This window comes from Pseudomonas sp. DC1.2 (assembly GCF_034351645.1).
Taxonomy (GTDB): Bacteria; Pseudomonadota; Gammaproteobacteria; order Pseudomonadales; family Pseudomonadaceae; genus Aquipseudomonas.
The window spans coordinates 3648652-3675247 of sequence record NZ_CP133782.1 but is presented as its reverse complement, the minus strand read 5'-3'; the positions used below and the strand labels follow the sequence as shown (position 1 = coordinate 3675247).

General features: G+C 60.2%; 18 protein-coding genes. 10 read left to right on the top strand and 8 right to left on the bottom strand.

Translation table 11 applies throughout. The features are described 5' to 3' along the window. Positions 1-92: 92 nt before the first annotated feature. From RHM68_RS16540 to pvdM, 4 genes are all read right to left on the bottom strand, one after another. Complete coding sequence (locus RHM68_RS16540; RefSeq protein ID WP_322216683.1) at positions 93-1742, bottom strand: cyclic peptide export ABC transporter; 1650 nt, start codon at positions 1740-1742, stop codon at positions 93-95. A 104-nt stretch (positions 1743-1846) separates the two neighbouring features. Beyond that, positions 1847-2734 (bottom strand): formylglycine-generating enzyme family protein, encoded by an 888-nt coding sequence (locus tag RHM68_RS16535; protein WP_322216682.1) that lies wholly within the window; start codon positions 2732-2734, stop codon positions 1847-1849. Positions 2735-2775: 41 nt separating this feature from the next. After that, a complete protein-coding gene (locus tag RHM68_RS16530) occupies positions 2776-4062 on the bottom strand; it encodes an aminotransferase class V-fold PLP-dependent enzyme (protein WP_322216680.1) in 1287 nt (428 codons plus the stop codon). Next, complete coding sequence (pvdM, locus tag RHM68_RS16525; protein ID WP_322216679.1) at positions 4059-5429, bottom strand: pyoverdine-tailoring dipeptidase-like protein PvdM; 1371 nt, start codon at positions 5427-5429, stop codon at positions 4059-4061. Before pvdM ends, RHM68_RS16530 begins: the two co-directional genes overlap by 4 nt. Positions 5430-5625: 196 nt before the next feature. Here pvdM and RHM68_RS16520 point away from each other — a divergent pair, with 196 nt between their 5' ends. Then, positions 5626-7251 carry a PvdJ/PvdD/PvdP-like protein gene (locus RHM68_RS16520; protein WP_322216676.1) on the top strand — a complete coding sequence of 542 codons (1626 nt, stop codon included), beginning with the start codon at positions 5626-5628 and terminating at the stop codon, positions 7249-7251. Between the two features lie 125 nt (positions 7252-7376). Here the strand turns inward: RHM68_RS16520 and RHM68_RS16515 are convergent, their stop codons facing one another. The 3 genes from RHM68_RS16515 to RHM68_RS16505 are packed head-to-tail and all read right to left on the bottom strand — an operon-like array spanning position 7377 to position 11913. Next, positions 7377-8771, bottom strand: a complete 1395-nt coding sequence (locus RHM68_RS16515) for an efflux transporter outer membrane subunit (RefSeq protein ID WP_322216674.1) — start codon at positions 8769-8771, stop codon at positions 7377-7379. A 7-nt stretch (positions 8772-8778) separates the two neighbouring features. Continuing rightward, positions 8779-10752: a MacB family efflux pump subunit gene (locus RHM68_RS16510; protein WP_322216672.1), complete on the bottom strand. Its 1974-nt coding sequence runs from the start codon at positions 10750-10752 to the stop codon at positions 8779-8781. Continuing rightward, a complete protein-coding gene (locus tag RHM68_RS16505; RefSeq protein WP_322216670.1) occupies positions 10753-11913 on the bottom strand; it encodes an efflux RND transporter periplasmic adaptor subunit in 1161 nt (386 codons plus the stop codon). It lies immediately after the preceding gene. Between the two features lie 320 nt (positions 11914-12233). On the opposite strand from RHM68_RS16505, the gene RHM68_RS16500 reads away from it, so the two are divergent. From RHM68_RS16500 to RHM68_RS16460, 9 genes are all read left to right on the top strand, one after another. Further along, entirely contained in the window at positions 12234-12716 is a 483-nt protein-coding gene (locus tag RHM68_RS16500) for a sigma-70 family RNA polymerase sigma factor (RefSeq protein WP_322216668.1), read from the top strand. Positions 12717-12849: 133 nt separating this feature from the next. Then, positions 12850-14187: a lysine N(6)-hydroxylase/L-ornithine N(5)-oxygenase family protein gene (locus RHM68_RS16495; protein WP_322216665.1), complete on the top strand. Its 1338-nt coding sequence runs from the start codon at positions 12850-12852 to the stop codon at positions 14185-14187. A gap of 310 nt (positions 14188-14497) precedes the next feature. Beyond that, on the top strand, positions 14498-17230 hold the full coding sequence (gene mgtA, locus RHM68_RS16490) for a magnesium-translocating P-type ATPase (protein WP_322216662.1): 2733 nt from the start codon (positions 14498-14500) through the stop codon (positions 17228-17230). Positions 17231-17297: 67 nt separating this feature from the next. After that, entirely contained in the window at positions 17298-18014 is a 717-nt protein-coding gene (locus RHM68_RS16485) for an MgtC/SapB family protein (RefSeq protein WP_322216660.1), read from the top strand. 192 nt (positions 18015-18206) lie between these two features. After that, positions 18207-18641, top strand: coding sequence for a response regulator (locus RHM68_RS16480; protein WP_322216659.1), 435 nt, complete (start codon positions 18207-18209; stop codon positions 18639-18641). A gap of 152 nt (positions 18642-18793) precedes the next feature. Continuing rightward, a complete protein-coding gene (locus tag RHM68_RS16475; protein ID WP_322216656.1) occupies positions 18794-19420 on the top strand; it encodes a response regulator transcription factor in 627 nt (208 codons plus the stop codon). Positions 19421-19431: 11 nt separating this feature from the next. Continuing rightward, entirely contained in the window at positions 19432-22674 is a 3243-nt protein-coding gene (locus tag RHM68_RS16470) for a transporter substrate-binding domain-containing protein (RefSeq protein WP_322216653.1), read from the top strand. Between the two features lie 158 nt (positions 22675-22832). Further along, the gene (locus RHM68_RS16465; protein WP_322216651.1) at positions 22833-23699 is read left to right on the top strand and encodes a pirin family protein; all 867 of its coding nucleotides are present in this window, start codon (positions 22833-22835) and stop codon (positions 23697-23699) included. Between the two features lie 69 nt (positions 23700-23768). Further along, complete coding sequence (locus RHM68_RS16460; RefSeq protein WP_322216648.1) at positions 23769-25211, top strand: mechanosensitive ion channel family protein; 1443 nt, start codon at positions 23769-23771, stop codon at positions 25209-25211. Positions 25212-25438: 227 nt separating this feature from the next. Here RHM68_RS16460 and RHM68_RS16455 read toward each other — a convergent pair whose 3' ends face one another. Next, a complete protein-coding gene (locus tag RHM68_RS16455; protein WP_322216645.1) occupies positions 25439-26590 on the bottom strand; it encodes an MFS transporter in 1152 nt (383 codons plus the stop codon). Positions 26591-26596 lie beyond the last annotated feature (6 nt).

Sequence of the window (26596 nt, the reverse complement as noted above, 5' to 3'; positions counted from 1 at the left end):
ATAGTTGTTAATGGTTCTTATTCATCTCATTAAGACGAGGAGGCCGCGGGAAACCGGAAAACTATTTTCCGGTCGCGTCGCGGCCTCGTCGGTCAAGCCGGTTGCAGTTCGCTTTTGACCTTGCCGGCCTCCATCCGTACCAGTTGATCGGCGACGTCGAAGTAGCGGTCATCGTGGGAAATCACAATGATGGTCTTGCCCAGTCGCTTGAGGTCGGGCAACAGCTCGGTGTAGAAAATTCGCCGGAAGGTCGGGTCCTGATCGGCTGCCCATTCATCGAACACCAGCACCGGCCGCTCTTCGAGCCAGGCGTTGACCAGGGCCAAGCGCTTGCGCTGGCCGGTGGACAGGTCGGTGGTGCTGAAGGCGCCGTCGCGCACGCTGACTTTGTGTGCGATTTCCAGGCGCTCTAAATAGCGGGTGGCATCCTGCGGCACCTGCTGGTCGCCCTGGATCAGATCGTCGAAGAGGTAATAGTCGGCAAACACCGTGGTGAAATGCTGTCGATAGTCATCGCGGTTGAGGGCAGTGATCGGCTGACCGTTGACGCGAATCTCGCCTTCGGTGGGCGCATAGAGCCCCAGCAACAGTTTGATCAAGGTGGTTTTGCCACAGCCGTTTTCACCGACGATAAACACGATGTCGCCCTGTTCGATTTTCAGGTTGACCGGTCCCAGACGGAACGGCTCGCTGCCTTCCACAGTGGGGAAGGCATAGCGCACGTTGCTCAGTTCGAGGCTGTTTACCGGCCCCGGCTTACGTCCCTGGTCTTCCAGCAGCAGGTGCGGCTCGGGGGAGGAAAATTGCTCACTGAGTTCGGCGATTCGGCGGAACGCGATTTGCGCCCGGCTGATGATGGGCAGGGTACTGACCAAATGCTCCAGCGGCCCTTTCATGTACAGCAGCACCAGCACAAAGCCGCTCATTACCGCTTTGTCGGCACTGGGCCAGAACGATTGCAGGGCCAATGCCAGGCCGATCACAACGAAAAACAGCATTGAGCCGAACGACTTGGCAATCACGAAAATGTTGATTGAACGGATCTGCGTGTCGCAGATTTTTTCGGCAGTCTTCTGAATACCCGACACGAACATACGCTGGCGCCGTGGGCGGTGGATGCGCAGTTCCTTGGCGCCCTCGGCAATTGCGTTGTAGTGTTTTTGCAGTTCGTCTTCACTGTCGCGTGCTGCATAAAAACCGCGCATGCCCTTGGCCCTGGCAATGGCTTGAATGGTGGTGCCAATCGCAATCGCCACCAGCATCATCAAAAACATCGGCCAGGACAGCATTGCCAGGTAGCCCAGACAGCCGAGGGTCACGGTCAGGGAGATCGCCAGGGGCGCGAAGGCGAAAGCGAAGTCGCTGATGGTGTCCACGTCATGCGTCAGTACCGGAATCAAGCGATGACTGCGGTACCGCTCGATCTGATCGATGGGCGCCGACAGCACTTTCTCCCCCAAGTCTTTTCGCAACCTGGCAATGATGTGCTGGCCGACGTAGTTGGTGCCGATGTCGGACAGAATCGAGGTCAGCAGCGCCAGCACACACAGGCCGGCAAAAATCATGACCACGGTGCGGGTCAGGCCGTCGGCAGAATGCAGGGCATTGTTGATGGTTGCCAGCAACACGGTGACGCTCAGGCCGCCGATCATGCCGAGCACGATGGACACAGAGACGATCAGGCGGAAGGGCTTGAGCAGGGCGAACAATTCGTTGATCGCCCCTCGCGTTGGCTTGGTCATGGAGGATTCCTGCTTCGGTGCGGAGGGAGTGACTTAAGGAAAACGAACGATTGCGCACTTTCTTTAAACGACCGCAGGCGAGGCTGCGGTCGCGTGGGGCAGGATCAGAGGTCGCGCACTACGCGAAAGCCCAGCCAGTCGCCTTTGCTGGTGGGCCAACTGCTGTTGCGATTGCCGGAACGTGAGAACACCGGGGCTTCGCCCCAGTCGTTGCCGCGCATGACCTGACGTTCGCAGTTGGCCTGCAACCAGGGGCTGCCGTCGGAAGGGACACCGGAATAGTCCGTGTGGTAGCAGTCAGCGGTCCACTCGTAAACGTTGCCGTGCATGTCGTACACGCCAAAGGCGTTGGCCGGGAACGTGCCTGCCGGGGAGGTGAAGTTATAGCCGTCGGCTGCGCCATAGGTGTTGGCGTGTTTGGCTATCTGGTAGTCCTTCCCGTCGTCGAAGGGGAAGGGGAACGAACCGGTGCTGCCACCCCGCGCGGCGTACTCGCGAATTGATTCGCTGGGCAAACGGTAGGCCTGCCCGGTTTTCTTCGACAGCCAGGCGATGTAACCCTGCGCTTCGGCCACGTTCATGCACACGGCCGGGTCGCGCGCGGTTTGCGCAAAGGTGGGCTTGCCGGCGGTGCAGCGACGACCCGGTCGATCATCGAAATCGTAGGGTTGGTTGCCGGTGGCCCGGACATAGGCGTCCCATTCGCTGACCAATACCTGAAAGCGGCTGATGGCAAAGGGTTTGGTGAAAGTCACTTCGTGTCGCGGACCTTCATCGGGTTCGCGGCCGACCTCATCGTCCGGGGTGCCCATGGTGTAGCTGCCGGTGGGCAGTACGACCATTTCCGGGCAGTCCTTGCAGTCCTTGAACACTTTGCCGGGCGCCGGCAGGCTGGCGGCCTCGGCGGTGACGGGCAGCAGGCCGGCGAGCAGAGCGGTCAGGGCCAGGGCCGACAAGTGCTTGAGGGCGGAGGGCGTTTGGGGCTTGTTCATGAGTCGTCTCTCGTCAAGGAAACTGCACTTCAGGGCGGAGTTCAGGCGTTCAGCTTTTTGCTGAGAACGGTCATGAACCGGTCTATTTCGGCGTCGGTATTGAGCAAGCCGGGAGCGGTGCGGATCACCGGGCCGACATCGCGGCTCACGGCGTCACAGACCACGCGGTTGTGCATCAGGTAGGCGGCCATCGCGTCGCTGTCCTGGCCCTTGACCCGAAAGAAGCTGAACCCGGCGGACAACGACGGGTCGGTCGGGGTCACCAGTTCGATTTTCGGATGTGCCAGCAGGCGTTGTTTCAAGTCGTTATTGAGCTGGTGGATGCGTGTCTGCACCTCGGCCTTGCCCAGTTCCAGGTGCAGCTTGAAGGCTTCATCCACGGCCCAGCGATGCTCGAAAGCGTGGTAACCGCCGGGGGTCATGGTGGTGGAGAACGTGGTGGCTTCCGAGAACGTCGGCACGCTGGGGCTGACGTACTTCAACTCTTCGCTGCGGCTGCACACCAGGCCAGTCCCGCGTGGGCCGAACATCCATTTGTGGGTGCCGGCGATAAAGAAGTCGCAGTTCATCGCCGGAAAACTCAGGTCTTCAACCCCGAAGCCGTGTACGCCATCGACCACGTAAATAATCCGGTCCTTGTCCTCGCGTTGACGATTGTGTTCATCGACCAGGGTCGCGATGTCGCTGATTGGCAGCTTCACCCCACTGCTCGAATGCACCCAGGTCATGCCCAGCACTCGGGTTGCGGGGCGGATGTTGCGGTTGATGGTGTCGAGTATCTGATCTGCCGAAACCGTTTGCGGGTTGTCGAACAGCGTGAGTTTGCGCACTTGGGTGCCGTCACGTTGGGTGCGCAACGCCAGGATATTGCGGGTGGAGTAATGCTCGTGAACCGTGGTGAGGATTTCCTGATCGGGGCGCACCTGGACACTGCCGTAAATCATCGCCAGGCCCTCGGTGGTGCTGCCGGTGAGGGCGATCTGGGTCGGTTTTGCTTGCAGGTATTTTGCGGCCCAGACCCGCACGTTTTCCTCCCGTTGTTCGGTGACGCCCATGTCCCAGTCCATGGCCAGGCCTGGGTTCAGGTCGAGTGCGGCACGGTGACGGTCGATGGCCTCACGCACCGGTTTGGGGTGGGAGGTGATCAGGAAGTTGGCAAAGTGAAGGCAGTTCGGGTCCTGCTCGAACAGTTGACGAAATTGCGCCCATTTGTCTTGGGGGAGGGCTGGCAGGCTGGCGGCCGTGGCGCGGTTGCCGAGGCCAGCGCCCAGCGGCAGAGCGACGGCAATGACGCCGGCCTGCTTGAGAAAGGTTCGGCGGTCGGTCATGGCTTGGCAGGCTCCTGGCGAGAAATCAGCGTTGGCTTGGCGGCGTGTTGCACCTCTTCCCAGACCCGCAGGAAATTGCCGCCCCAGAGTTTGGCGATATCGGCTTCGGAGTAACCGCGCTGGATCAGCTCGGCGGTTACGTTGCGTATTTCACCGACGTTTTCCCAGCCCTTGATACCGCCGCCGTCATTGAAGTCCGAGGCAATGCCAACATGGTCGATGCCAATTTTGCGCACGGTGTAATCAATCGCGTCCCCGAGGTCCTTGAGGGTTGCCTTGGGTTCCTCTTCAAGAATCGCGTACAGGCCGCTGGCGTATTGACCAAGCTTTTGTTCGGACCAGGCGCTGATGATCGGATCTCCGGGCATCAGCGCCATGGCCAGATTCGGCAGGGGCGGCAGATCGAAACGTGTACGCAGAACGTTGAGTTTGTCCTGGGTGGCTTGGGTCAGCGGCTTGAGGTATTGCGAGAAACCGACCACCTGAACCACGCCGCCACTGTTTTTGATCAGTTGCAGTTCTTTGTCGCTGAGGTTACGCGGGATGTCCACCGCGGCCCTGGGCGCCGAATGTGAGGCCACCATCGGCGTGCGGCTCAGCCGCGCCACTTGCTCCAGGCCCTTGGTCGACATCTGCGAGACATCAATGATGACGCCGAGGTCGTTGAGCCGGTGTACGGCTTGCTGGCCGATCTGCGACAGGCCATCGAGGGCATCGGGGGAATCATTGAAGAACGGCAGCGGTCGAGAGGAGTCGGCCCAGCTGTTGTTGCCGATGTAACTGAAGCCAAACATGCGCATGCCGCGAGCTGCCCACCGGTCGAGCGCGTTCAGGTCATTACCCAGTGGGTAGGCGTTGAGCATGCTGATGAAAATCGCAAATTTGCCTTCGCCGTGCAGGCGTCGAAAGTCGTCGGGTGTGTAGGCGATGCCGACTTGGTTGGGGAAGTCACGCACCAGGCCGGTGATGATTTTGTAGCGTACTTCTTGCTGATTACGCGCTTCCTCGACGAAGCCTTCGGTGGGCCGATGCGGCGCGTTTGGACCATTCCACATTTCCGGCCAGCCGAACACGGTCAGGGCGGCGCCGGACAGGCGCCCGCGGTTGGCTTTGATCAGGTCGAACTGAGCGCTGCCGTCTTTGTCCGCCTCGTTGCCGTGGGCGCCGAAGCTCAGCGGTACGGTGATGTGGCTGTCGAAGGAAATGAGACGGTCCTGTAGCTCGGTGGCTTGCTTCATCACCTTGACCGGGTAGCCGGGGTTGTCTCTGAACCCATAATCCCAGGCCAGAAAGCCTGCTCCGGCACCGATGGCCAGGGCCAATGGCAGGCCGAGGTACAACGCCTTTTTCGAACGTGTTTTTGTCATTGCCATCTCAGTCAGGTTCGCCGTTGTGGATCAGGCGCAGGGGCCTTTGCTATCTGGGAGGAACGAGTGACAGCGGAAAAAAATTAGGCGGGTTTTCCTGGGCGACGAGGCGCACCCGTGGTGCTTTTAAATTTGTCCGGCCAGCAAACGTTCTAGCTTGGATAAAGCCTGCTTCATGGCTGACACAGGTAGGGCAATGACGATTTCTCGACGCTGGTTCATGGCGGGCCTGGCGCTTACGGGCGCTGCGCTGCCTGCCGCTTTTTATGCGCACCGTGAACTGATCCGCGAGCAGGAGCCGATTACGCCGGGAGAGGCCACAGTCGATCTGGCGGACACGGCCGGCCAACAGTTGGCGGATGCCCTGCGCGGGGTTTGGACTCTGCGTTTTACGGGCGCCGATGCCGGTCTCGATGGCGTGCCGGACGAAGGCCTGGAGCTGTTTCTGGACATCGCCCACCGCGGGCGTGGATTGCGCGGTTACCTGGACACGGCGGTCAATCTGCGTGCGGAACAAACGCCGTGTTACCAGGTGATCGGTGACCTGGCGCCAGGCAATGGTGCCGAGTTGTATTGGCGACTGATGCGCACCGATGCGCCGTCGGCACCCCCGGTGTATGAGTTCAAAGTCAAACTCGACGAGGTCTGGGCCGCATTCGGCAATGCCGGCAGCGGTACGTTCAACGGCCAGGTGCTGCGCCTGGATCGGCCGCTGGCGTTGCCGGAACTGGACAATCGGTTTATCGCAATCAAGCGCCGGTTTCCCGAGGCGCGGGAGCGCACGGGCCTGAATCCGCAACTGCTGGCCTGGCTGGTAGCGCCCGAGCACCGCTTGTTCCACCAGCTCTGGCATGCGTCCCGAGATAAGTGGCACAAGCTGTCGGAAAAAAAGCGCGACGCATTGCGTGGGATTGGCTGGCAACCCGGCCCGCGAGACAAAGAGCGCGATGCCCGAGGGCCGCGCAAGGATCGCAATGGCTCGGGCATCGATTTTTTCTTCATGCACCGGCACATGCTGGGCATCGCCCGTTCCAAGCAGGACTTGCCGTCATGGCTGGCGTTCCCGTTACCGCAACCGGCGCTTGAGCGAGATCGTCAAGGGTTCGCCCGCTACTTCGATAATCACGATGGCAATGCCTTGCCGCCGACCTGGTTGACCGAGGGCGACGACGAGTACACGCGATGGGTCAGTGACATAAAAGCCGCTGAGACCTATCACAGCAACTTCCAGGTGTGGGAGTCGCAGTACCGCGACCCTCGGTATCTGTCGACGCTGACCCTTGGCCAGTTCGGCTCGGAGGTCGAACTCGGCCTGCACGACTGGTTGCACATGCGCTGGGCTTCGGTGGCCCGCGATCCGTCCAATAACATTCCAGTGCCGATGGCTCGTGATCAGGCCGACTTTGCGGCGCGTTGGTACGCCCCGGAAAACGACTTTCTCGGTGATCCGTTCTCGTCTCACGTGAACCCGGTGTTCTGGCGTTTCCACGGCTGGATCGACGATCGCATCGAAGACTGGTTTCGTGCCCACGAGCGCTTTCATCCGGGGGAACTGCACCGAAGAGAGGTCAACGGTGTGCCGTGGTTTGCACCGGGGCGTTGGGTGGAAGTCGATGACCCGTGGCTCGGGCCGGATACCCATGGTTGCAGCACGGTCGCGGGTTTGCAGGTGGGGCGATCGGTGGAGATGGACCCCGAAACCATGAAGTTGGCGTTACGCATCACCTTTGGCGACGAAGACAACATGACTGAGCTGTTTCGCAAGGTGCCGCAACGGCCCTGGTATGCGCGGCATTTGAAGGTCAAGGGGTGGCCGGTTTAGTCCGGGCCCCGCGTTAGGGGTCTTCGCGAGCAGGCTCGCGCTCATATTGAGCCGTCGATAAGGTGAATCATCAGCCTCATGTGGACGCGAGACCGCTTGCGAAAGCGGTCTCCGCATTCACCTCGTCAGATGACCTGCCAGCCGCCGCCCAGCGCTTTGTACAAGGCAATACTGGCCTGTAATCGCGACAACCGCAGTTGCACGTTCATATCTTGCGCGGCATACAGCGTGCGCTGGGTTTGCAGGACTGTGAGCAGGTCCTCGGCGCCGGCCTGGTAGCGGCTCTGGGCGATGTCGAACGCTGTTTGCGCCTGGGTTAGCTCTTCATGTTGCCACTGACGTTGTTCATCGAGGCCACGAATGCCAATGAGGGCCTTTTCGACGTCGGCAAAACCGTTGATGATCGCGCCGCGGTAGGTCTCCAGCAGCTCCTGCTGGCGTGCGGTGGCTTTGTCACGCTCGGCGCTCAAGCGACCGCTGTTGAAGACCGGGGCCGCGAGCCCGGTTGTCAGGTTGTAAAAAGTCGTGCGCAGCAAGTCCGCCGCCACATCGGCGCCAGTGCCCAGGCTGGCGGTGAGGGTGACGTTGGGCAGCATCGCCGCCCGGGCGACCGTGACGTCAGCTTGGGCGGCGGCCAGTTTAGCCTCGGCGCTGGCAATGTCCGGACGCCGGCTCAGCAGTTCGCTGGGCACTCCGCTGGCAATCTGTGGCCAGCGCAATTGATCGAACGGCTGCGTGGAAAGGGTCAGTGCCTGTACCGGTTGGCCGAGCAAGGCGGCCAGGGTAATCAGGGCTTCGCGGGCTTGCTGCTGCACCAGTGGCAGTTTGCGTTGTTGTTCGGCCACCAGGCTCTTTTGCTGCGCCAGTTCCAGGGCCGTCGCGCTACCGGCGCTGTAGCGGGTTTGCACCAGGTGCAGCACGCTTTGCGCATTGGCCAGGTTCAGTTCGGCAATTCGACCTTGTTCGCGCAACGCCAGGACTTGGGTGTAGCTGTTGGCGACGCCACTGAGCAAGGTCAGTTCGACCGTGGCCCGGTCGAACTCACTGGCCTGCAAGCCGAACACGGCGCTGTCGCGGGTCGCGCGTTTGCCGCCCCAGAAATCGACTTCATAACTGGCACTCAGTTCGGCGTCGTAGTAGTCCAGCGAACGATTCGTCGGGCTCACATCCAGCTGGCTGTAACCCTTGCCATGGAGGAGTCGTTGCCGATTGGCGTTGACCCCGGCCTTGACCTCGGGCAGCAGCGGCGCGCCGGCAATGATTACGCTGGCCTTGGACTGCTGGACTCGGGCGACCGCAGCGGCGAGGTCATAACTGCCCAATCGCGCCTGTTCAACCAGACGATCAAGCTGCGGGCTGCCGAAGCCTGTCCACCATTGCTGATTGCGCTGCGCGGCGGTGGCCGTGTTGGGCGATTGCCATGCCACGGGCGGTTGCAGTCCGCTCTCGGGGCGTGGCGCAGGGCTGTTGCAGGCCGCCAGTAACAGACTGGCGGCAACGAGGGTCAAGTGCGCTTTCATAGGTCGATCATTCACTGGTAAGGGCCGTGACCGGGTCGAGCCGGGCAGCCTTGCGGGCGGGCATGAAGCCGAAGATGACACCGGTGACTAACGCGCAGCCGAAGGCGCCGAACACCGCGACCCACTCGAAGGCGACGGCCACATTGCTCAGTAGCAGCACGCCGCCGACCAGCAACGCTAGACCGATCCCGGCGAGGCCGCCCACCACCGAGAGCATCACCGCTTCGGTGAGGAACTGGCGCAGGATGTCGCGCTGACGGGCGCCGGTAGCCATGCGGATGCCAATTTCCCGGGTACGTTCGCGCACTGTCATGAGCATGATGTTCATCACGCCAATGCCGCCCACCAGCAAGGAAATGGCGGCGATAGCGCCCAGCATCAGCGACAGCGTGCCCTGGGTGCGGGCTTCGGCCTGGATCATGGCGGCGTTGTTGGTCAGTTCGAAATCTTTTTTGCCTTGGTGCAGGCGCAGCATCAAGTGCTCGATGGCCTGCTCAGCGTCCTTGACCTTGCGTGCATCCCTGGCGGCGATCACCACGTATTCAGGATTGCGGCTGCCAAACAGGCGCACGCTGGCCGCGGAATAAGGCACCGCAACGCGGTTGTCGCTGTCAGAGTCACCGGAGCTGGAGCCTTTTTCGGCCAACACGCCGAGCACCTGAAAGGGCACGTTTTCGATCAGGATGTAGTGACCGATGGGGTCGGCTATACCCTTGAACAGTGTGTCCCGGACCTTCTTCCCGATCACCGCCACAGCCGCAGCGCTGTCTTCATCGGCCTGGGTGAAGTAGCTGCCCTGGACCACTGGCCAGTTGAAAATGCTTGGGAAGTTGGTGTCGTTGCCACCCACATAACTGGTGTGATCGACGTTGCCGAAACGCACGCCGGCCGTCGAGCCGTTGACCGGCATGATGCGTTGCACCTGGGGTAGATCGGCCAGCGCAGCGACGTCATTGAGGGTGATGATTCCCGGCGGTGTGCGCGGGTTGGGGGCGGCGCCGCTGAGGTAAATGATGTTGGAACCGAAGGCGCCCATTTGCGCCATGACCTGGCGTTTGCTGCCTTCGCCCACCGCGAGCATCACCACCACCGAGGCGACCCCGATGACGATCCCCAGCAGGGTCAGCGCAGTGCGGAACCGGTTGAGCCACATCACCCGCCACGCCGCTTGAACGGCGTCCAGCAGTTCGCCTTTCCAGGCCCCTGTGTGTTCGCTGCCAGCACTCAGGCGCTGGCGCAGGTCCACCGCTTGCAATGCGCCCGGATTGTCCCGGCGCGGGGTGGTTGAGGGGACATCGGCGGTATCGCTGATGATCAGGCCATCGCGAATTTCGATGATACGGTTGGCGCGTTGGGCCACTTCCCGGTCGTGGGTGATCAGGATCACCACATGGCCCTGGCTGGCAAGTTCGTCAAGCAACGTCATGACTTCGGCGCCGCTCTGGCTGTCGAGCGCGCCGGTGGGTTCGTCGGCGAGGAGGATGTGACCGCCGTTCATCAAGGCTCGGGCAATCGACACCCTTTGTTGCTGGCCGCCAGAGAGCTGATGCGGGCGGTTGCCGGTGCGGCTCGCCAAACCGAGGCGCTCAAGCAAGGCGCTGGCGCGGGCGTGGCGCTCAGCCGCCGGGGTGCCGGCGTAGATGGCTGGCATCTCGACGTTTTCCTGGGCTGAGCCGGAAGGAATCAGGTGGTAACCCTGGAACACAAAGCCGAATGCTTCGCGCCGCAGCCATGCCAACTCGTCAGTGTCCAGTTGCGCGACGTTTTCGCCGGCAAACAGATAGTCGCCGCGGGTGGGCCGGTCGAGGCAGCCAAGGATGTTCATCAACGTCGATTTACCGGAGCCGGAAGCGCCTACGATCGCCACGAACTCGCCGGCATGAATCGACAAATCGATGCCTCGGAGTACCTCGACCAACGGGCTGTCGTTACCGCCGTAGGCTTTGCGGATCTGGCGCAGTTCAATCAGGGGCGTTTGCATTCAGCCTCCATTGCTGGCAGCGGGAACGGCCAGCACGTGATCACCTTCGACCAGCCCGTCGAGGATCTGTGTGCGTAACCGGTCGCTGATGCCGGTGCGCACGTCCCTTGGCTGAATGTCGCCATTGGCCGCCGCCACCTGCACACGTTGTCGATCTGCCTGCGGGCTGCTTTGCAGCGAGGCGGTCGGTACAGTGAGGACGTTCTGTGCGTGTTGGGCAACGAAGAAGACCTGTGCGGTCATGTCCGCCATCAAAGCGTTATCGGCGTTATCGACATCCAGCAACACGGTGTAGAGCACAACGCGCTCGCTGCCACTGCGTCCGCTGGTGGGGCTGCCGCCCTGGGCTTGTTCGAGTGGGCGGGGCGGCACCGGGAGAATCTGTCTGACGGTGCTGCGCCAGCGTCGGTTGCCGCCGCTGAGGGTGGTGAAATAGGCGCTCATGCCGGGTTCGACATGACCGATATCGGCTTCGGAGACTTCCGCCCACACCGTCATCGGTGACAGCTTTGCAATGCGCAGGATCAACGGGGTCTGCTGCTGTGCGTTGAGTGTCTGGCCTTCCCGCGCGCCAACCGCCACGACGGTGCCGGACATTGGTGCATAAATACGGGTGTAACCCAGTTCGGCCTCATCGCTGCGCAAGCTCGCCTGGGCCTGGCGAATCTGCGCCTGGAACATGTCAACGCGAGCCTGGGTGGCCCGTACTTCGGCTTGGGCGGTCTGCACATCTTCTTCGCGGGTGGCGCCACCGGCCGCGAGTTTTTGCTGACGCTGGTATTTTTGCTGCGCCAGATCGTGCTGGGCGCGCTGTTCTTGCAATTGTGCCTTGAGGTTATCGATCGAGAAGCGACCGGCATCGAGTTTGGCTTTCTGCGTCGAGGGGTCGATTTCGACCAGCAGTTGGCCTTCCTCGACTTCGTCACCGGCCTCGACATGGATTTTCTGGATCTGCCCGGAAGCCTGCGCGCCGACGTCAACGTAACGACGCGGTTGCAGAGTGCCGAGGGCTGTCACGCTGCTTTCGATGTCGGCGCGGCTGACCCTGGCGGTGGCCGGTTTCTCGCGCCCCGGCATAACTTGCCAGGCGGCTAAGGCCATGGCGGGGATCAGGCAGAGTGCTACAAGCAGGGCGCGTCGGGTAGGACGGGGACGTTTCATGCAGGGTTCCAGCCGGTGGGAGTCGGCCCGTCGTGCGGCATTCGCGCCAGTCTCGCGCGCCGCCATACGCTGTCGGAGGGCCGACAGACACGGGAAGCTGTCCTGTAAACGAGAAGTCCGGGGGAGAATTTAAGCCTTGATACCGAGGATTACAGGTGCGGTTCCCCGCTATTTGGCGGGCAAGTGGACGCAGTGCTTTAAATCTATATGAGAATTACTATAAATTACGCACCTCGAGCGGCCATCATCGTGCCGCTATCGAGGGTGATAGCGCCGATCTGGCTAAAAGACAGAATCCGCACCGTGTGCGGCCGGGAGTCATGTTGGAAAACTACTATCGTGAGCTGGTGTGTTTCCTGAACGCCAGGCTGGGCAACCGTCAGGTTGCCGAAGATGTGGTGCATGACGCTTATGTGCGGGTTCTGGAACGCTCCGGTGACACCCCGATCGAGCAGCCCCGTGCGTTCCTTTATCGCACCGCGCTGAACCTGGTAATCGATGATCACCGACGCAACGCGCTGCGTCAGGTCGAACCGCTGGAAGTGCTCGACAACGAAGAGCGTTACTTCACTCCGTCTCCCCATAACAGCCTCGATCATGGCCAGCGCCTGGAGATGCTCCAGCGCGCATTGGCGCAATTGCCCCAGCTGTGTCGCGAGAGTTTTTTGTTGCGCAAAATCGACGGCTTGTCGCACCTGGAGATAGCCGAGCACCTGGGCATTTCCCGGGCACTGGTGGAGAAACACATCGTCAATGCGATGAAGCATTGCCGGGTACGCATCAAACAATGGGACGCCCATTGATCCTTTGCCGTTAAATTTATTTTCATTGCCCTCGTTCCTACTCAACAGACGATCTGCTGTGCTGCCCAAGGCCGGTCAGGTCACCCAGGTTTTATCCCCCACTGTTGAGGGGTTCATCCAGAGGACACTGGAAATGACACAGGCAATTGCATCGCCCATCGTTCACGACCTGATCGGCGTCGGTTTCGGCCCCTCGAACCTGGCGTTGGCCATCGCCCTGCAAGAACGGGGGCCGAGCCAGGGCAAGCTGGATGTGCTGTTTCTCGACAAGCAGGCCGACTATCGCTGGCACGGCAACACCCTAGTGACCCAGAGCGAGTTGCAGATCTCCTTTCTCAAGGACCTGGTGACGCTGCGTAATCCCACCAGCCCTTATTCCTTCGTCAATTACCTCAAACAGCACGGCCGTCTGGTGGACTTTATCAACCTCAGCACCTTTTACCCTTGCCGTATGGAGTACAACGACTACCTGCGCTGGGTGGCCGGGCAATTCACCGAGCAGAGCCGCTACGGTGAAGAGGTACTGGCCATCGAACCGGTGCTGCACCAGCAGCAAGTCGAGGCACTGCGAGTCATCTCTCGGGACACGCAGGGCCAGCAGTGTGTGCGCACCGCGCGTTCAGTGGTTGTCAGCGCCGGTGGCACGCCGCGTATTCCCGAGGCCTTCAAGGCGTTCAAGGATGACAGTCGGGTCTTCCATCATTCCCAGTACCTTGAACGCATGGCCAAGCAGCCGTGCGTCGCTAATCAGCCGATGAGCATTGCGATCATCGGCGGCGGGCAGAGTGCAGCGGAAGCCTTCATCGACCTCAACGACAGTTTTCCATCGGTGCAGGTGGACATGATCCTGCGTGGCTCGGCGCTGAAACCGGCGGACGACAGCCCGTTTGTCAACGAAGTGTTCTCGCCCGAGTTCACTGACTTGGTGTTCCAGCAGGCCAGCAGTGAACGCGAGCGCCTGGTCAACGAGTACCACAACACCAACTATTCGGTGGTGGACATCGACCTCATCGAGCGCATCTACGGCATCTTTTACCGGCAGAAAGTCTCGGGCATTGCGCGCCATGCGTTCCGTACCCTGACCACGGTCGAAAAGGCTACCGCCACTGAGCACGGCATCGAGTTGGCGCTGCGCAACAATGCCACCGGTGAAGTCGCGGTCCGTCATTACGACGCGGTGGTGCTGGCCACCGGTTACGAGCGGCAGATGCACCGCAAGCTGCTGGCACCGCTGGCGCAATATCTGGGCGATTTTGAGGTTGATCGCAACTACAAGCTGATCACGGACGAGCGCTGCAAGGCCGGTCTCTACATGCAGGGCTTCTGCCAGGCCAGCCATGGCTTGAGCGACACATTGCTGTCGATCCTGCCGATCCGCGCCGATGAAATTGCCGGTTCGCTGTACGACCATGGCAAACACCGTGGGCACAGTCGTTCGGTAATGGACCTGTTGTTGGCGACAGCGAGCTGAGATTTTTCCGCGTCTGAAAAAACGACCTGCTTCGGATCACCGCCCGGAACCTGCTCGCTGCGGACGGCGATTCGAGGAGAGGCATCAAAAACATCACCTGTACCCAATCCTGAACCCTTCCTGAAGATCCCCCTGTTTCCCCCAATATCAGCCTTGGCTTCGTTTACTCTCGCGCTCTCGGTGCGCACACTTCGCGCGATTTATAAATAGCGGAGATCCACAGTGGGTACATGTTCGAGCGCCGTTTGCTGGCCTGTCTCGGCCCGTACTCGCTCGACGTTCTCCTGGCTAACCCCAGGGAGAAACTGCCATGAACCTGACCCTGCTCAAAGAATTCTTTGCCGGATTCCTGCGCACCCGCCACATCGCCCGGCACTTCCGCCGCCTGGCGCTGCTGGAAAGTTTCACTGACGCCAAGGTCAACCGCGAAGTCCCGCCGACGCTGGCGCAAACCCTGGTAACGGCTGCCAACAGTGACACCGGCCAACTGCTGAATAAACTCGGTAGCCACACTGATGGCTTGAGCGAGCAGGAAGCTGAAACCCTGCGCCAGCGATTTGGCCTCAATGAGGTTGAGCATGAGCAGCCACTGCCCTGGTGGACACACTTGTGGCACTGCTATACAAATCCGTTCAACCTGCTGCTGACCCTGCTGGCTGTCGTGTCACTGCTGACAGATGACCTGAAAGCGGCCACCGTGATTTTCTCCATGGTGGTGCTCTCGACCCTCCTGCGGTTCTGGCAGGAAAGCAAATCCAACCGGGCTGCCGATGCCCTCAAGGCAATGGTCAGCAACACGGCCACGGTGCTGCGTCGCGACTTCAGCGCACCCCAGGGTTCGGGTAAAGGTGCTCGCCTGGAGTTACCCATCAAGCAACTGGTGCCGGGCGATCTGATTGTGCTCTCGGCCGGTGACATGATTCCCGCCGACTGCCGCGTGCTCAGCGCCAAGGACCTGTTCGTCAGCCAGGCCGCGATGACCGGTGAATCGATGCCGGTGGAAAAATTCCCGCGTCAGCAGGACCGCGGCACCCTCAATCCGCTGGACCTGGACAACATTCTGTTCATGGGCACCAATGTCGTGTCCGGCACGGCGATGGCGGTGGTCCTCGCGACCGGCAACAGCACCTATTTCGGGACGTTGGCGCAACGGGTTGGTTCCACCGATCGTGGACCCACGGCCTTCCAGACCGGGGTCAACAACGTCAGTTGGTTGTTGATCCGTTTTATGTTCGTGATGGCGCCGCTGGTGCTGTTCATCAATGGTTTTACCAAGGGTGACTGGACCCAGGCGCTGCTGTTCGCGCTGTCGATTGCCGTGGGTCTGACCCCGGAAATGCTGCCGATGATTGTCACGTCTACCCTGGCCAAGGGGGCGGTGTTTCTGTCACGTAAAAAAGTCATCGTCAAACGCCTCGACGCTATCCAGAACTTTGGCGCTATGGACGTGCTGTGTACCGACAAAACCGGCACCTTGACCCAGGACAAGATCTTCCTCGCCCGTCATGTGGACGTCTGGGGCGAAGAGTCCGATGACGTGCTGGAAATGGCTTACCTCAACAGCTACTACCAGACCGGCCTGAAAAACCTGCTGGACGTGGCCGTGCTTCAGCACGTCGAAGTTCATCGTGAACTGGAAGTGGCCACCGCGTTTGCCAAGATCGATGAAGTGCCGTTCGACTTCACCCGTCGCCGCATGTCGGTGGTGGTGGCTGAACATGACCAGCAGCATCACTTGCTGGTGTGCAAAGGCGCGGTGGAGGAAATTCTCGCCGGTTGTACTCGGGTTCGCCATGGTGACAATGACGAGCCGCTGACGGATGAACTGTTGGCGCGCATTCGTGCGGTGACCGCCTCTTTCAACGAGGAAGGGTTGCGAGTTGTGGCCGTGGCGGCACGGCATACGCCCAATGAACAGACGGTTTACAACGTCTCCGACGAGCAGCAGATGACACTGATCGGCTACGTCGCTTTCCTCGATCCGCCCAAGGAAAGCACCGCACCTGCCCTGCGCGCGCTGGCCGCCCATGGCATTGCAGTGAAAGTGCTGACCGGCGACAACGAACGGGTGACCGCCAAAATTTGCCGTGAAGTGGGTCTGGCACAACAAGGCCTGCTGCTGGGTAATGACATCGAGCGCATGACCGATACCGAGCTGGCGCTGGCCGTGGAGACAACCAACGTCTTTGCCAAGCTGACGCCGTCCCACAAGGAGCGCATTGTGCGTTTGCTCAAAGGCAATGGTCATGTGGTGGGTTTCATGGGCGACGGTATCAACGACGCGCCGGCGCTGCGTGCGGCTGATATCGGTATTTCTGTGGACAGCGCCGTGGACATCGCCAAGGAAGCTGCCGACATTATCCTGTTGGAAAAGAGCCTGATGGTGCTTGAAGAGGGCGTGCTGGAGGGGCGTCGAACCTTTTCCAACATGCTCAAGTACATCAAAATGACCGCCAGCTCGAATTTCGGCAACGTGTTCTCGGTATTGGTGGCGAGCGCGTTTATTCCGTTTCTGCCGATGCTGCCGATGCACTTGCTGGTGCAGAACCTGCTCTACGATATTTCGCAGATCGCGATCCCGTTCGACAACGTCGATGACGAGATGCTGAAAAAACCGCTGCGCTGGCAGCCGGTGGAGGTTGGGCGCTTCATGCTGTTCTTCGGCCCGATCAGTTCGGTCTTCGACATCACAACATTCGCCTTGATGTGGTATGTCTTTGATGCCAACACCCCTGACCACCAGACGTTATTCCAGTCCGGCTGGTTCGTGGTGGGGCTGCTGACCCAGACGCTGATCGTGCACATGATCCGTACACCGAAGATTCCGTTCCTGCAAAGCCGCGCGGCCATGCCGCTGATGGTCATGACCGGGATCATCATGGCGGTCGGGATCTTTCTGCCGATGGGGCCGCTGGCCCACTACTTCAAGCTACAGGCACTGCCTTCGCTGTACTTTGTGTTCCTACCGGTGATTCTGCTGGCGTACATGGGCCTGACCCAGATGGTGAAGGGCTTCTACATTCGGCGGTTCGGCTGGCAATAGGCAGGTGACGAGCGTTCTCACGCTAAGTGAGAACGTTCCAAATCCCAGGTAATCAGGGCAGGTACGCATGAAAGCCATCGAAAACATCAACCTGACGTCCCTGGTCGACACCTTGGTCAGCCTCAGCGCGGCGTTCATCCTGGGTGGCCTGATCGGTTTTGAACGCCAGTACCGACAACGCACCGCCGGTCTGCGCACCAACGTACTGGTAGCGGTCGGTGCCGCGATTTTTGTTGACATGGCCAACCGTCTCGGGGGGGCCGAAGGCGCGGTGCGGGTGGTGGCTTACGTGGTTTCCGGCATCGGTTTTCTCGGGGCCGGGGTGATCATGCGCGAGGAAGGCAACGTGCGGGGGCTCAACACCGCTGCCACCTTGTGGGCCTCCGCAGCGGTGGGGGCTTGCGCAGGTGCCGACCTGGTGCTGGAAGCGCTCCTGGGCACGATCTTCGTGCTCGCGGCCAACACCTTGTTGCGCCCGATCGTCAACAACATCAACCGCCAGCCGCTGGACGTGATTTCGGCAGAGGTGACCAACATCGTCTACGTGATCGCCCGTCGCTCGCAGCAAAAAAGCGTGTTGGCACTCCTCGAGGCAGAGCTGGAGCGCAGCAACTACCCGGCCAGCGATGTGGATGTGCGCGCCTTCGGTGCGGACGAAATTGAGGTGGAGGCAACGCTGGCGACCACCTCGGTGGATGGCGACGAACTGGATGCCTTGGTGGCGCGGATCTCGATGTCGGCGTTGGTGGTGCAGGCATTCTGGAGTCCGAGTACGACTGAATAAACGCCATCGGAACCAGACGATCGCCGTGTGCGATATCGCCTGCGCGCCGTGAGTCTTTGCGCCGCAGGCTGCCGTTGCGGGGTGAATGATCGATGAAGTCTTGAATACTTTAGGATTTTTCCTACAGATAGTGCCTTCATGCATGCGTAGCCTTGGGCGTCCAACACTCAGCGACCGACCTGGAGGCCTGCGATGTCGAACAAAGCCTTGCGTATCCTGATCGCAGACGAACAGCATTTTCACCGGATGAAAATCGAGCGGCTGTTCAATCAGCTCGACTACTACCGAGTGGCACCCGTCCAAAACGTGGAAGAACTGTTGAACCTGGTGGAGTACGGTCTCGAGCCCTTCGATCTGGTGGTGATCAATGCTGCGCTGGCGGCCGGCGCGTTCGATCTGCTGGGGTTCTTTCTTGATAACCCACAGGTTCGGCATGCCCTGATCTACCAGGGTGAGTCGATCCAGTTGCCGCCGATCCCGGCCTGCCGGGAGCAAAAGGTCCAGGTCAGCCACGGGTTAATGCCTGACTTCAGGACCATTGAGCGGCTGATGGCGATCATCGACCCCGCAGTGAGTGAGCGCGGTCGGCGCTGGTTGCCCGAACGCTGCGACCAAAAGACCGGCTGAAAATCGCTACCGTTCGTCGCTACTGTCAGTTCTGACAGGTAGATTCGTTTTGTCTCTCATGTGAAGGTCCGAGCGCAGCCGTTGCGTCTGAACCAGGCCACGTCCTGGGTATTCGTGGCGCGATCGTTAGGTCTTTGCTTCAAGGAGTTGTTATGAAGTCAGCATTGATTGTGGACGATCACCCTGTTGTGCGCGCCGCAGTCAAAATCGTTCTTCAACAGGAAGGGTTCAGGCGAATTTACGAGGCGTCCACCGGCAGTGAGGTCATGGCGTTGATGCGCGATCACGCACCCGAACTGGTGGTGCTGGATCTGGTCATGCCGTCCCTCGACGGGATTGATGTGCTGGAGCGGATCAAGGCCAGCGAGCTATCGAGCCGGGTGTTGGTGTTCACTTCGCTTGACCCTGCGTTTTTTCAAGAACGGTGCATGCGTGCCGGCGCCATGGCCTATGTTTCCAAGACCAATGACTTGAGCCAATTACAAAAGGCGGCGCACGCGATCATGGCCGGTTACACCTATTTCGCCCAACTGTCCTCGGGGCCAGGGGTACCCAACGCTCTCCAGTTCAGCGAAAAGCAGATGATCGATAGCCTCTCCAATCGCGAACTCACTATTTTTCAGCACTTGGCCCGTGGCTCGAAAAACCAGGACATCGCCTTGCACATGCACCTTAGCCACAAAACCGTGAGCACCTATAAGACCCGTCTTAAGGAAAAGCTCGGGCTGGACTCTGCGGTGCATTTGCGTGAGTTTGCCATGCGCAATCAGCTGATTTAAGTGGCCCTGCCGTGCGGACTTTTCTGTTCGTCCTGACATTGTTCTCAGTGCTGCACGCGTTGACGGTCAGGGCGGACGAACCGCAGACGTTGCAGCTGTTGGGCCGCTCTACGGTGGGTGGGTATGAGGTGCGGCTGGACGAAAAGGACTGGCAGTGGTTGCGCAGCAAGCGGGTCTTGCGCCTCGGCGTCTCAGGGGCGGACTACCCACCCTTTGAGGTGACTCGAAACCGTGAGGAGTTGGAGGGCATTACCGCCGACTACGCCGACCTGCTTGCGCAACTGCTGTACATCAAGATCGACGTGTTGCATTACGACACTCGCGCAGCGGCCATGGCCGCCCTCAAACGCGGTGAGTTGGATTTGCTCGGGACGTCGAACAACTTCGAGTTAGCCGATCCCGAACTGACAACCTCGCGTGCCTATGCCGACGACCAGCCCATGCTGGTGAGTTTGCAGGACGACCCTATCTCCGACGATCTTGCTGGTAAGCGCATTGCGATGGTCGATGATTATTTACCGGCAGCCAGTGTCGAGGCGTTTTATCCCAAGGCGAGTCTGCACCTGTATCCATCGACGCTTGAAGCGCTCGGCGCCGTCGCGTTCGGCCAGGATGACGTGTACCTGGGCGACTTGATCAGCGCCAACTACCTCATTAACAACAACTACTTGAATAACCTGCACCTGGCTGGGACTTCTGGTCTGGATGCGAACGCGTTCGGCTTTGCCCTGGCCGCAGGGAACTCGCGGCTGAAAAGCATCATCGACAAGGCCCTGGCGGCGATTCCCATGGATCAACGCACGGCTATCGAGCTGCGCTGGAGCGCGGGTCGGGCCAATATGGCGGCACAGCAACGGGTGCATTTGAGCGTCTCTGAACAACGCTGGCTGGATCGGCATCCGATGCTCACTGTGGGCGTCATCGAGGATTATGCACCCCTGACGTTCTACGACGCCGAAGGGCGGTTTCGCGGGTTGACTGCGCAATTGCTGACCCTGATCAGCCAGCGCAGCGGATTAAACTTCAAGGTGCTGCGGGGCAACTCCCTGGACCGGCAGATTGAGCAGCTCAAGGCCGGCGAGATAGACGTTTTGCCCGTTATCACGCCGAGTGCCCAGCGCGAGTCCGAGTTGAGCTTCACCCGCGCGTATTTGAAAAATCCATTTGTGTTGGTCACGCTCGCCGCCCCGCAGGGCCTTCAAACCCTCGACGATCTGGCTGGCAAGCGCTTGGCAATTTACCGCGGGCACCCTTTGTATGAGTTTATTCAGGCGCGCGCGCCAACGGTGCGCCTGGTGGAAGTGCAAAGCCCCTCCCAGGGCATGGAGTGGGTGAGCAAAGGGCAGGCCGATGCGGTGGTTAGCTCGTTGATCGTGGCCCGCTATTTAATTGCCCGGCAATATAACGAGCGTCTGCGCATCAGCAGTACCGTGGGTGACGAACCGGCCCGTATTGCGCTGGCCACCGATCGGGGTGCGCTGGAATTGCACTCGATTTTGAATAAGGCGTTATTGAGTATCTCGCCGCAGGAGATGGAAGAACTGGTGGCCCGCTGGAGCAATGACGAGGCATTGAATGGCAACTATTGGCTGCGCCATCGTGATGGCATTCTCCAGGGCTTCGGTGCAGCAGGCGCTTTGCTGCTGTTAGCGTTGGGCTGGATTGCCTGGCAGCGTCGGCAGATCCGGCAGCGCCAGCAGTGGTTGCAACAATTGCAGAACGCCAAGGATGCCGCCGACCAAGCCAGTCGCGCCAAAACCACCTTTCTGGCGACCATGAGCCATGAGATTCGCACGCCGATGAATGCCCTGATCGGCATGCTCGAATTAGCGCTGAAACGCTCGGAGGAGGGTGAGACTGATCGTTTTGCCATTGAAGTCGCGTCGAATGCCGCGCAGCAATTGCTGGCATTGATTGGCGACATTCTGGACATCGCCCGCATTGAGTCCGGGCATTTATCCCTCACCCCGGAGCGGGCCAATTTGCGCTCGTTGGTCGAATCGGTGTGCCGGGTCTTTGAAGGACTGGCTCGACAGAAGGAATTAGCATGGCGCGTTGAACTGGACGGTTCCAGCGACCGCGATGTGCTGATCGACCCCACGCGTTTCAAACAGGTGTTGTCCAATTTGCTGAGCAACGCCATCAAGTTCACTGAGGGCGGTGAAGTCAGTTTGGCCCTGCGCCTGGAGCCCGTCACGGGCGGACATTTGGCGGTGAGCGTGAGTATCGAAGACAGTGGCATCGGCATCAGCGCGGCCGATCAACAGCGCTTATTCAGCCCGTTTATTCAGGCTGACAACCATGCACAGTCGGGCCGCGGTGGTTCAGGTCTGGGGCTGGTGATCAGCCGCAACCTATGCGAAATGATGGGGGGGCAGTTGCAGTTGCACAGCGATCTCGGTCGAGGTACGCGGGTCGAGGTCAGTCTTGAACTGCTGGCCCTGGACCCATTGCCCGTCAGTGCCGCGGCAGCTAGCGGATTACCGGTCCTGACCCGCGCGTTGACGATTTTGGTGGTTGATGACTATCCGCCCAATCGTCTGTTGCTGGCGCGCCAACTGAGTTATCTGGGGCATCAGGTGCTAGAGGCCGAGCAGGGCAGTGAGGGTTTTGAGCAGTGGCGATGTCAGGTGTTTGATGTGCTCATCACCGATTGCAATATGCCGGTCTGTAGCGGTTATGAATTGGCCGCAATGATACGGTCTGAAGAACACGCCTTGGGATTGCCTCGCACGCTGATTCTGGGATTTACCGCCAATGCTCAGCCGGAGGAAAAGCTGCGCTGTCTGGAGGCGGGCATGGACGATTGTCTGTTCAAGCCCATTCGCCTGGCAGATCTGCGCGGGTGGCTGGTATCAAAGTTTTCCGGCGAGTCGGTGGTGACGGAAGAGGAACCCTCCATGACTGACATCGACCTCACAGGCCTTGAGTGCTACATCGGCGCGGACCGGCAGTTGCTCGATCTTCTGCTGCACGAGCTGGCGGTGACTAATCGCCAGGACCGCGACCAGCTGCTTCTGGCCCGAACCGCGGGCGATCGACACGTCCTGCGGGATCTGGCGCATCGCATCAAGGGCAGTGCGCGGATGGTTCAGGCGGTGCGTCTGATCGAGGGGTGCGAGCACTTGGAACAGGCCTGCAATGAAGGAAGCGCGGCGTTGATCGACACGGCCGTCGAGCACTTGCAACAGGCCATGGCAAGCCTGGATCAGTACCTTGCAGGCCAAACGTACCAAACGCCAACGCAGCAATAGCCATCGATGATTGCAGAAGACGGCGGGCCAGCCTTCGCTCATTGTTCTTCAGGTAGAACGCTAAAGCTGATTTTTGCCGTCTAGTGCTCAAGAGGTATGAGTTTTAAGCTCCGTCCATCGCGTCACCCTCTGACTCAGCGACAGATTAGAGAGCCACCATGAAAAAAATCATCGGTATTTACAGCAGCCCACGACCGCATTGGGTCGGCGACGGTTTCCCGGTTCGCACGCTTTTTTCTTACGACAACCTCGGCAAACACATCAGCCCGTTTTTGCTGCTGGATCACGCAGCGCCTTACGAATTCACCCCGACCAGCGAGCGGCGTGGTGTCGGGCAGCACCCGCACCGCGGTTTTGAAACGGTGACCATCGTCTATAAAGGTGAGCTTGAGCACCGTGACTCCACTGGCGGTGGCGGCAAAATCGGTCCGGGAGACGTGCAGTGGATGACCGCCGCATCGGGGATTATCCATGAAGAGTTCCATTCCGAAGGCTTTGCCAACAGCGGTGGGACCATGGAAATGGTCCAGCTGTGGGTCAATCTGCCCGCCAAGGATAAAATGGCCGACGCCGGATACCAGACGATTCTCGACCGCGACATTCCGACTATTGCGCTCAAGGATCAGGCCGGCAGCCTGCGTTTGATCGCCGGCGAGTTCCAGGGCCTCACAGGCCCCTCGCGTACCTTCACCCCGATTGATGTCTGGGACATTCGCTTGAACAGCGAAAAATTGCTGACACTTGATTTGCACGAGGGTCGTAACACCGCCCTGGTGGTGCTTCACGGCGCCGTTCAGGTTAACGGGCTGGAGTGGGCGCGCGAAGGGCAATTGGCGTTATTTGAGCGCAAGGGTCATCAGCTCAGCCTGAAAGCCAATGACGACGCGGTGGTGCTATTGCTCAGCGGCGAGCCGATCGACGAGCCCATCGTCGGCCACGGTCCATTCGTGATGAACAGCGAGCAAGAGATCCACCAAGCCTTTGCCGATTTCCAGTCGGGTCGGTTTGGACGGATGAGCGAATGAATCGAACGCTGTAACACCGCGGCCAATCTGTGAGATCTTCGCTTGATTGGTCTTCGCTGGAGTTGCTTGATGCTGTCATTGTTCACCGATCACCCGCTGCTCTGCGCGTTGGCCCTGGTTCTGATCGATATCGGCTTGTGGCGTTTGATCGGTTCCAGCCGCCGCCAATGGAAATTGGGCGTGCGCCTGGTGATTTTCTCGTTATTCAGTGTCTTGCTGTTCAACGAGGGCTTGAACCCGATGGAGCCGCCGCCCTGGGCCGACAACGTGCCGTTGCACCTGGCCGCGACCGGTTTGCAGATCGGTTGGTGGCTGTTCGGCGCGCGAACCCTGACGGTGTTGATCGGCGCGGTCATGATGCAGCGGGTCGGGCACACCGGGCGCTTGTTGCAGGATGTGCTGGGTGCGGTGATTTTCCTGATTGCGATCATCGCCGCCATGGCTTATGTGCTCGACCTGCCGGTCAAGGGCGTGCTCGCCACCTCGGGCGCGGTGGCGATCATTGTCGGTCTGGCACTGCAAAGCACCCTCAGTGATGTGTTCTCCGGCATCGTGCTCAACACCACTAAACCCTATCAAATCGATGACTGGATCTCGATTGACGGCACCGAAGGTCGGGTGACTGACATCGATTGGCGCGCCACGCGCATGCAGACGGCGCAAGGCAGCCTGGCGGTCATTCCTAACTCGCTGGCGGCCAAGTCCAAGATCATCAATTTCAGTCGGCCCAGAGATATTTTCGGGGTCTCCATCAGCCTGCAGTTGAGCCCTCATGCCCGACCGCACACGGTTATAGAAGCGCTGGAGCGAGCCGTGCAAGGCTGTCACTTTTTGCTGAACAAGCCGGCGCCGAGTGTGGCCCTGAAAACGTCCAGCAGCAGTGGCGTGGAGTACGAAATCAGTGGGTTCGTGGTGTCCATGGACCAAAAACGCATGGTCCGTAATCAATTGTTTGACCTGGCCTACCGGCACCTTCAGGCGTCTGGTGTGAGCCTGTTGTCGAGTGTTGAGCCTAACGTGCCGGCGAAGCTGTCGCGGGCATGGGCACTGCTCGATAGTTCGAGCATCTTCTCCACCCTGCGCCAGGAAGAGAAAGAAACCTTCAGCCAGAACATGACGCTACAAACCTTCCGTGCCGGGGACGTGATTCTGGCAAGTGGGGAGGTCAGCGATCACCTGTTCATCATTGAGTCCGGCGTGGTGTCGGTGGCCCTGACCCGCGCGGGCAGCAAGTTCGAGGCCGGGCGCATGGGGCCTGGGGAGGTGATCGGTGAAGCCGGGATTCTCTCCGACGAGTCGGTGCCGGCGGACTTTTCAGCCAAGACCCGGTGCGCGCTTTACCGCGTTGAGAAGGAATACCTCAAACCGTGCCTGGACGCTCGCCATGACATCAACGAGGCAATGAAAGCCTTGTTGGATTTTCGCCTGAACACAGCTCACGCACTGACTCAGGACCTACCGCATGCGGCGCCAAAAAAAGGTTTCCTGCAATGGCTGCGCAGCCGCACGTAATACGACCTCTGGCCGGCTCGGCATGACGCCCGATGGCTGATGCGCGCGCGTCCCTGATGAAAAGGGGGGGGACGCGCCGGGTCTTGGGTGGCGCTGCTTCAGACTCGGTTTTCAGGGCCTAAGTCTGCGTGACGACGGCCCATTTGAACCAGGGCGCTCTGCCGTCACCGCCACCCCGTTTTAACTAAGAATCCGTGCTGGGCGAGCGACGTTGCCCGCCATGCCTTTCAGACTTTCAACACCTTGCCGCCGATGGCCACCGCCACCAGTAACATCGCCATCAATCCGAAGGCAAAGCTCAAGCTACTGCCATGGGCCACGAAACCAATCACGGCCGGCCCTGCAAGAATTCCGGCGTAGCCCAGTGTGGTAATGGCCGGTACGGCGATGCTCTCGGGCATGACTTTCTGCTTGCCGACGGCGGTGTACAGCACCGGCACAATGTTCGAACAGCCCACCCCCACCAGTGCATACCCCACCAGTGCGGCTTCCCAGGTCGGTGCAAATGTGGCGACTGACAGACCCACCGCGGCGGTCAGTCCACCGAATACGATGACCTTGGTGGCGCCCAGGCGCCGGACAATGGCATCGCCGGTCAAACGTCCCACGGTCATGGTCAGGGCGAACGCTGCATAACCCAGCCCTGCATACGCGGTGTCGATGCCACGCTCGGATGCGAGGAATACCGCGCTCCAGTCGAGTACCGCGCCTTCAGTGAGGAATACGATGAAACACATCACGCCGATAAACAGCACGATGCCGTGGGGCACGGCAAAGGCTGGGCCAGAGCGTTCACTCCCGTAAGGCAACAGGTGCGGCCCAGCTTTGAGTAAGGCCAGCACCAGCAACACGATCACCACCAGCATCGCTCCCAATGGCGAAACCCCCAGCCCGAGCAAGGCGCTGACACCTGCCGCGCCGACGATCCCACCCAGGCTGAACAGCCCATGGAACCCCGACATCATGGTCTTGCCGCTGGCCCGCTCAACGATTACCGCTTGCAGGTTTACCGTCGAATCCACGGTGCCCAGCCCCGCGCCAAACATAAACAGCGCAACGATCAACGCCGGAATCGAGGACACCGTCGCCAACATCGGCAAGGCCATGCAGATCAGCAATACGCCGGCGCTCACTACTCGGCGACAACCAAAACGAGTGGCTAGAATCCCGGCGACCGGCATCGCCAGAATCGACCCCACGCCGAGACACAACAGCAGCAAACCGAGGGTGCCTTCATCCAGCCCGGCACGGGCTTTGGCGTAGGGTACTAGCGGTGCCCACGCGGCAATCCCGAAACCGGCGATGAAAAAGGCGATGCGGGTGGACATCTGTTCCAGACGCCCTGGAACAAATGAGGCTTGGTTGTTGAGTTGAGTCATATCATT

What these genes read in the sequence shown, in the direction of transcription:
- RHM68_RS16495 (WP_322216665.1), top strand. Translation starts at nt 12,850, where the DNA reads ATGACACAGGCAATTGCATCGCCCATCGTTCACGACCTGATCGGCGTC.
- RHM68_RS16465 (WP_322216651.1), top strand. Translation starts at nt 22,833, where the DNA reads ATGAAAAAAATCATCGGTATTTACAGCAGCCCACGACCGCATTGGGTC.
- RHM68_RS16480 (WP_322216659.1), top strand. Translation starts at nt 18,207, where the DNA reads ATGTCGAACAAAGCCTTGCGTATCCTGATCGCAGACGAACAGCATTTT.
- pvdM (WP_322216679.1), bottom strand. Translation starts at nt 5,429, where the DNA reads ATGACAAAAACACGTTCGAAAAAGGCGTTGTACCTCGGCCTGCCATTG.
- mgtA (WP_322216662.1), top strand. Translation starts at nt 14,498, where the DNA reads ATGAACCTGACCCTGCTCAAAGAATTCTTTGCCGGATTCCTGCGCACC.
- RHM68_RS16455 (WP_322216645.1), bottom strand. Translation starts at nt 26,590, where the DNA reads ATGACTCAACTCAACAACCAAGCCTCATTTGTTCCAGGGCGTCTGGAA.
- RHM68_RS16510 (WP_322216672.1), bottom strand. Translation starts at nt 10,752, where the DNA reads ATGCAAACGCCCCTGATTGAACTGCGCCAGATCCGCAAAGCCTACGGC.
- RHM68_RS16460 (WP_322216648.1), top strand. Translation starts at nt 23,769, where the DNA reads ATGCTGTCATTGTTCACCGATCACCCGCTGCTCTGCGCGTTGGCCCTG.
- RHM68_RS16530 (WP_322216680.1), bottom strand. Translation starts at nt 4,062, where the DNA reads ATGACCGACCGCCGAACCTTTCTCAAGCAGGCCGGCGTCATTGCCGTC.
- RHM68_RS16540 (WP_322216683.1), bottom strand. Translation starts at nt 1,742, where the DNA reads ATGACCAAGCCAACGCGAGGGGCGATCAACGAATTGTTCGCCCTGCTC.
- RHM68_RS16520 (WP_322216676.1), top strand. Translation starts at nt 5,626, where the DNA reads ATGACGATTTCTCGACGCTGGTTCATGGCGGGCCTGGCGCTTACGGGC.
- RHM68_RS16500 (WP_322216668.1), top strand. Translation starts at nt 12,234, where the DNA reads ATGTTGGAAAACTACTATCGTGAGCTGGTGTGTTTCCTGAACGCCAGG.
- RHM68_RS16535 (WP_322216682.1), bottom strand. Translation starts at nt 2,734, where the DNA reads ATGAACAAGCCCCAAACGCCCTCCGCCCTCAAGCACTTGTCGGCCCTG.
- RHM68_RS16505 (WP_322216670.1), bottom strand. Translation starts at nt 11,913, where the DNA reads ATGAAACGTCCCCGTCCTACCCGACGCGCCCTGCTTGTAGCACTCTGC.
- RHM68_RS16485 (WP_322216660.1), top strand. Translation starts at nt 17,298, where the DNA reads ATGAAAGCCATCGAAAACATCAACCTGACGTCCCTGGTCGACACCTTG.
- RHM68_RS16475 (WP_322216656.1), top strand. Translation starts at nt 18,794, where the DNA reads ATGAAGTCAGCATTGATTGTGGACGATCACCCTGTTGTGCGCGCCGCA.
- RHM68_RS16515 (WP_322216674.1), bottom strand. Translation starts at nt 8,771, where the DNA reads ATGAAAGCGCACTTGACCCTCGTTGCCGCCAGTCTGTTACTGGCGGCC.